This window comes from Streptomyces sp. (assembly GCF_035563135.1).
GTDB lineage: Bacteria > Actinomycetota > Actinomycetes > Streptomycetales > Streptomycetaceae > Streptomyces.
The window spans coordinates 1-4,938 of record NZ_DATMVN010000561.1; the positions used below are offsets into that span (position 1 = coordinate 1).

4 protein-coding genes and 1 pseudogene are annotated in these 4,938 nt (G+C 72.2%); 1 reads left to right on the forward strand and 4 read right to left on the reverse strand.

Features of this window, described 5'->3' with window-relative positions:
* Positions 1 to 47 precede the first annotated feature (47 nt).
* Positions 48 to 575, reverse strand: a complete 528-nt coding sequence (locus VN520_RS24965; RefSeq protein ID WP_325749180.1) for a DUF4232 domain-containing protein — start codon at positions 573 to 575, stop codon at positions 48 to 50.
* Between the two features lie 571 nt (positions 576 to 1,146).
* Here VN520_RS24965 and VN520_RS24970 point away from each other — a divergent pair.
* Positions 1,147 to 2,139, forward strand: a complete 993-nt coding sequence (locus tag VN520_RS24970; protein WP_325749182.1) for an aldo/keto reductase — start codon at positions 1,147 to 1,149, stop codon at positions 2,137 to 2,139.
* A gap of 9 nt (positions 2,140 to 2,148) precedes the next feature.
* Here the strand turns inward: VN520_RS24970 and VN520_RS24975 are convergent, their stop codons facing one another.
* The 3 genes and pseudogenes from VN520_RS24975 to VN520_RS24985 all read right to left on the reverse strand — a co-directional run bounded on the left by VN520_RS24975 (position 2,149) and on the right by VN520_RS24985 (position 4,762).
* Positions 2,149 to 3,342 (reverse strand): serine/threonine-protein kinase, encoded by a 1,194-nt coding sequence (locus tag VN520_RS24975; protein ID WP_325749183.1) that lies wholly within the window; start codon positions 3,340 to 3,342, stop codon positions 2,149 to 2,151.
* A gap of 241 nt (positions 3,343 to 3,583) precedes the next feature.
* Positions 3,584 to 4,259: pseudogene (locus VN520_RS24980) on the reverse strand (HAD family hydrolase).
* A 23-nt stretch (positions 4,260 to 4,282) separates the two neighbouring features.
* Positions 4,283 to 4,762: an Lrp/AsnC family transcriptional regulator gene (locus VN520_RS24985; RefSeq protein ID WP_325749181.1), complete on the reverse strand. Its 480-nt coding sequence runs from the start codon at positions 4,760 to 4,762 to the stop codon at positions 4,283 to 4,285.
* Positions 4,763 to 4,938: the final 176 nt, after the last annotated feature.

The window sequence follows — 4,938 nt, forward strand, 5'->3', positions numbered from 1 at the left end:
ACGCCGCATGGCGGCGGCTGTGCGCGGGACCCGCGCACAGCCGCCGGTCAGCCGGGGTGATGCCCGAGTGCCGCGTCGGCCGCCGCGCTCGAGCGATGCCACCAGGTGGTCACCGGCTCCCAGACGCGGATCCCGTCCGGCGCCCCGAGCGAGGCGGCGCCGAAGGTCCGTCCACGGTGCGCGGGGTTCCCGGCGACGGTCAGCCGGTCCACCACCCGCAGCTCCGTGGCCGACGGATCCAGGGTGCGCACCGCGGCGTAGGCGGAACTCCCGGCCGGCAGGCGGTACGGACCGCTCTCCCCTTCGGGAACCGGGAGGGCGTGGCCGTCCAGATCACCGAAGACGACCGTGGGGATGCGGTCGACGGCGCACGCCTGTGCCCCGTGGTTGGTGACGCCGATCCGCACCGTCTCCGGCCGGTCCGAAGCTGCGGCGGTGACACGCAGGCTGTTTTCCCGGCAGGCGGGGAGAGCGGGCGCGGCGGATGAGGAGGCCGTCGCGGCGCCGGCCGGAGCGAGCAGGGCGAAGGTGACGGTGAGAACAGCGGGAAGGGCGATTTCACTACGGATGCGCATGAGTTGTCCGTTCCCTGCCGCGGCGTTCTCTACCCGTACCCACCCGGTCCGGATCAGACGCGTGAGGACCTCGGGCCGCTGCCTTGAATCAAGTGTTGAAGGACATGCCTGGTATGAGGGTGTCCCGCGTTCACCTCTCGGTGTCTGCTTGTCATGACCATGACTCTCATCCCCTGCCCCGGAATGATGTGATGACCATGCCTTCCTCCCCTCACACCGTGCGCCGCCGCATGAAGAGGCGCCGGCTGCACCACCGGGCGGGGCCGCCTTCGCCGACGACTTCCACACCTTCGCCGTGGACCGGGCACCCGATTCCCTCATCTGGTCCGTCGACGGCACCGTCTGCCGGTGCAGGGCACCCGCCGGCCTGAACGGCAACGCCCGGGCGCTCGACAAGTCGTTCTTCCTCATCCTCGGCCTCGCCGTCGGCGGCTACCGGCCCGGCGGCCCGGACGGCAGCACCAGCTTCCCGCAGCAGCCCGTGGTCGACCACGTCCGTGTGACCACCGGCGACCGAGCACGGCGCGCGGGGCCGGCGGCTCTCCGCGCCGGCCCCGCGCGCCGACGTAGCATGCTCCACATGGAGCAGCGCACACTCGGCAGGACCGGCCGTGACGTATCGGTCGTAGGACAGGGCACCTGGCAGCTGGGCGGGGACTGGGGCGAGGTGGGGGAGGCCGACGCCTTCGGCGTCCTCGACGCCGCAGTCGAGTCGGGCGTCACCTTCTTCGACACCGCGGACGTCTACGGCGACGGCCGCAGCGAACAGCTCATCGGCCGCTATCTGAAGGACCGGCCGGACGCGGACGTCTTCGTCGCCACCAAGATGGGCAGGCGCGCCGAACAACTGCCGGAGAACTACGTCCTGGACAACTTCCGCACCTGGAACGACCGCTCACGCACCAACCTCGGCGTCGACACCCTCGATCTCGTACAGCTGCACTGCCCGCCGACGGCCGTCCTCTCCTCGGACGCGGTGTACGACGCCCTGGACACGCTGGTCGCCGAGCAGCGGATCGCCGCCTACGCGGTGAGCGTCGAAACGTGTGCCGAGGCACTCGCGGCCATCGCCAGGCCCGGCGTCGCCAGTGTCCAGATCATCCTCAACCCGTTCCGCCTCAAGCCGCTCGACGAGGTCCTCCCCGCCGCCCTCGAAGCAGGGGTCGGCATCATCGCGCGTGTTCCGCTCGCCTCCGGGCTGCTGTCCGGGAAGTACACCGCCGACACGGTCTTCGCCCCGGACGACCACCGCACGTACAACCGCCATGGTGAGGCGTTCGACCAGGGTGAGACCTTCTCCGGTATCGACTACGCGACCGGCGTGGCCGCCGCCGCGGAGTTCGCCGGACTCACCCCCGAGGGCGCCACCCCGGCGCAGACCGCACTGCGCTGGATCATCCAGCAGCCCGGTGTCACCAGCGTCATCCCCGGTGCGCGTTCGGTGGAACAGGCCCGGGCCAACGCGTCCGCCGCGGCGCTTCCGGCACTCCCGCAGAGCACCCTGGACGCGGTGCGCGACCTGTACGACCGCCGGATCCGCGCGGAGGTCCATCCGCGCTGGTGAGTCGGTGGCTCAGTCGTCCTCGCCGTCCTGAGCGGGAGCCACCGCCGGTTCGGCCGGCGTCGGCGACTCGAGCCCGGCCGTCGGGGTCGAGCCGGTCTCCGGGGTGTCCGCGGCTCCGGTGTCCGGCGCGAAGAGGATCGTGCCCAGGTACACCGCCGCCAGGAACGCGACCGTACCGGCCACGGCGCTCGCCACGCGCGGGCGGCGGCGGATGGCCTCACTCGTGCTCATCCGGCGCGCCGTGACCGGTCCGGACGCGGACCTGGCGGCGGATCTGGACGTCCTGGGGGCGGGAGCCGCCCGCCGGCGCCCGGTGGCCTGCGGCAGACGGTACGTCGACACGCCCCCGGAAGCCGGGGCACCCGGAGCCGGGGCCGGTGAGGAGGCGGCCGGGGCAGTGGGGCACGGGGCGGGGGGAGTGTGCTGCGGCAGCGGCTCCGGCCGTCCGCGCCACGCATCCGTACGGAACCAGTCGGAGACCTGCTGGGCACTCGGCCGGTCTTCGGGCTGCTTCGCCAGCAGGCCCAGCAGATACGAATCGAAGGCGGGGGAGACGTCCGCCCCTCGCTGCCTGACCGGTACCGGAGGCGTGTCCACGTGCTGGTAGAGCGTCGCAGTCGCCGTGTCCGAGCGGAACGGCGGCTGGCCGACCAGTAGTTGATAGATCACACAGCCGAGGGAGTACATGTCCGACGCGGAGTCCGCCGTGCGTCCGAGGGCCCGCTCGGGAGCCAGATACAGGCTCGTACCGACGATGTGGCCGGCTGTGGTCAACGCCGTCGAGGGGTCGTCGACGAACTGGGCGATGCCGAAGTCCCCGATCTTCACGGATCCGTCGGCGTCCAGCATCAGGTTGCCGGGCTTGATGTCACGGTGGACGATGCCCTGCCGGTGCGCCGCGGCCAGACCGGCGGCCGCCTGACCGGCGATTCGGGCCACCTGCTCGGGATGGACCCGTTCCTGAGCCTCCAGCAGGTCCCCGAGGCTCCTGCCCTCGACCAGTTCCATCACCAGGTAGAAGCGGTCCTCCCAGGAGCCGAAGTCGAACACGGCCACCAGGTGCGGGTGACTCAGACGCGCCGCCGTCTGTGCCTCGAGGCGGAAGCGAGCGGTCGACGAGGCGTCAGCCTGGTCGCCCAGCAGCAGCTTCACCGCCACCGCCCGCCCCAGCACCTCGTCCGTGGCGCGCCACACCTCGCCCATACCGCCACGGCCGATGGGGGATATCAGCCGGTACCGTCCAGCAACCAGCACCTGTGCACACCAATCTCGAATTGTGGCCCGCTCCGACTGCCGCGGCGGCGACCTCATCGGGCTCATCGCCTCGGTACGGTGCGTCGGGGTGCGCGGCGTGACCAGGATATCGGTCCCCCGGACCTCCGCTCGCCCGGCCGGAGCCCGGGACGCCGGATCCGGCCGGGCGGCGTGCCGGTCCGGCCTGATCTCACCCGGCGGAGAGCCAGTCGAGCACGGCCGCAGCGGTGAACTCCGCCTGTCCGCCCGGGAACAGCAGCTCGGCCTTCCCGAACGCCGTCCCGTCCGCGTTCGCTGCGGCGTCGGGAATCGCGACACAGCGCATCCCCGCCGCGTGAGCCGCCCGTACGCCGGGGACGGACACAGGACTCCGGCGCCACGCCGAGCCGCCTGGCCGCTTCCAGGAACACATCGGGCTCCGGCTTGCCGTGCGCCACCTCCTCCGCGGAGACGTACAGGGGGAGGCAGGCGTCCAGCCCCGTGACCGCGAGCGTGGCCGCGATCGCCGCCCTGGACGAGCCCGACGCCACCGCCATCGGCACCCCGCCCTCGTGCAGCCGCTCGACCAGGGTGCGCATCTCGGGGAAGACGGTGGTGGAGGTCCCGGCGAGTTCCAGGTAGAGGGCGTTCTTGCCGGCCAGCAGTTCGTCGACCGGCGCCTCGATCCCGTACTCCTCGCGCAGGACGGTGAGGGTCTCACGGGTGCCGATCCCGATGAAGCGTGTGTGGTTCTCCCAGCTGAAGTCCCGCACACCGTACCGGGCGAGGAGCCGGCGTCCCGCCTCGTAGTAGTTCGGCTCGCTGTCGACGAGGGTGCCGTCGAGATCGAAGAGGACGGAAGGTGCCGGGATGCGCGGGGGGTTCATGGCCCCAGCATGCCCGACGGGGATCAGCCGGAGCCTGCTGCCCGCCCCACCGCCTCGACCAGCGGCAGGACCCGGTGGGCCACGCGCTCGCGCAGAGCCACCTCGGTCCGGGTCCTGACCACGCCGGGGAGCTGGATCAGCTGCTGGATCACGTCCTCCAGATGCCCGTTGTCGCGGGCCACCACGCGGGTCAGGAGGTCGCCGCCCCCGGTGGTGGAGAACGCCTCGATGATCTCCGGGACTGCCGCGAGTGCCTCACCCACCTCGTCCAGGTGCCCCTGGGTGACCTCCAGGTGGACGAAGGCGAGCACCGGGTGACCGAGCGCCGCGGGGGAGAGGGCGGGGCCTGTGCCCGTGATCACCCCGTCCCGCTCCAGGCGGTCCAGACGGGCCTGAAGGGTGCCGCGTGCCACGCCGAGGATGCGTGCGTATTCGCGCACGCTGGTGCGCGGCTGCTCGATGAGCAGCCGGAGGATACGGGTGTCGAGGATGTCCACCGCCATGTCCGGCTGTGCTCCTCCTGGCTCGGTGATCCGGTCGCCCGACTGTACCCAGGCAGGACGACGGCTTATGCCACCGGCGCCCCGCTGGCGGACGGCTCACCCACGGCCCGGCCGGACGGGGCGGGGGCGCCGCCTCGACGAGCTGAGGGGCGCGGACCCGGACGGGGCCGCAGGCC

Bases quoted from the DNA above. Each gene is read 5' to 3' on its own strand.
- VN520_RS24975 (WP_325749183.1), bottom strand. From the start codon at position 3,342: ATGGGCGAGGTGTGGCGCGCCACGGACGAGGTGCTGGGGCGGGCGGTG.
- VN520_RS24965 (WP_325749180.1), bottom strand. From the start codon at position 575: ATGCGCATCCGTAGTGAAATCGCCCTTCCCGCTGTTCTCACCGTCACC.
- VN520_RS24970 (WP_325749182.1), top strand. From the start codon at position 1,147: ATGCTCCACATGGAGCAGCGCACACTCGGCAGGACCGGCCGTGACGTA.
- VN520_RS24985 (WP_325749181.1), bottom strand. From the start codon at position 4,762: ATGGCGGTGGACATCCTCGACACCCGTATCCTCCGGCTGCTCATCGAG.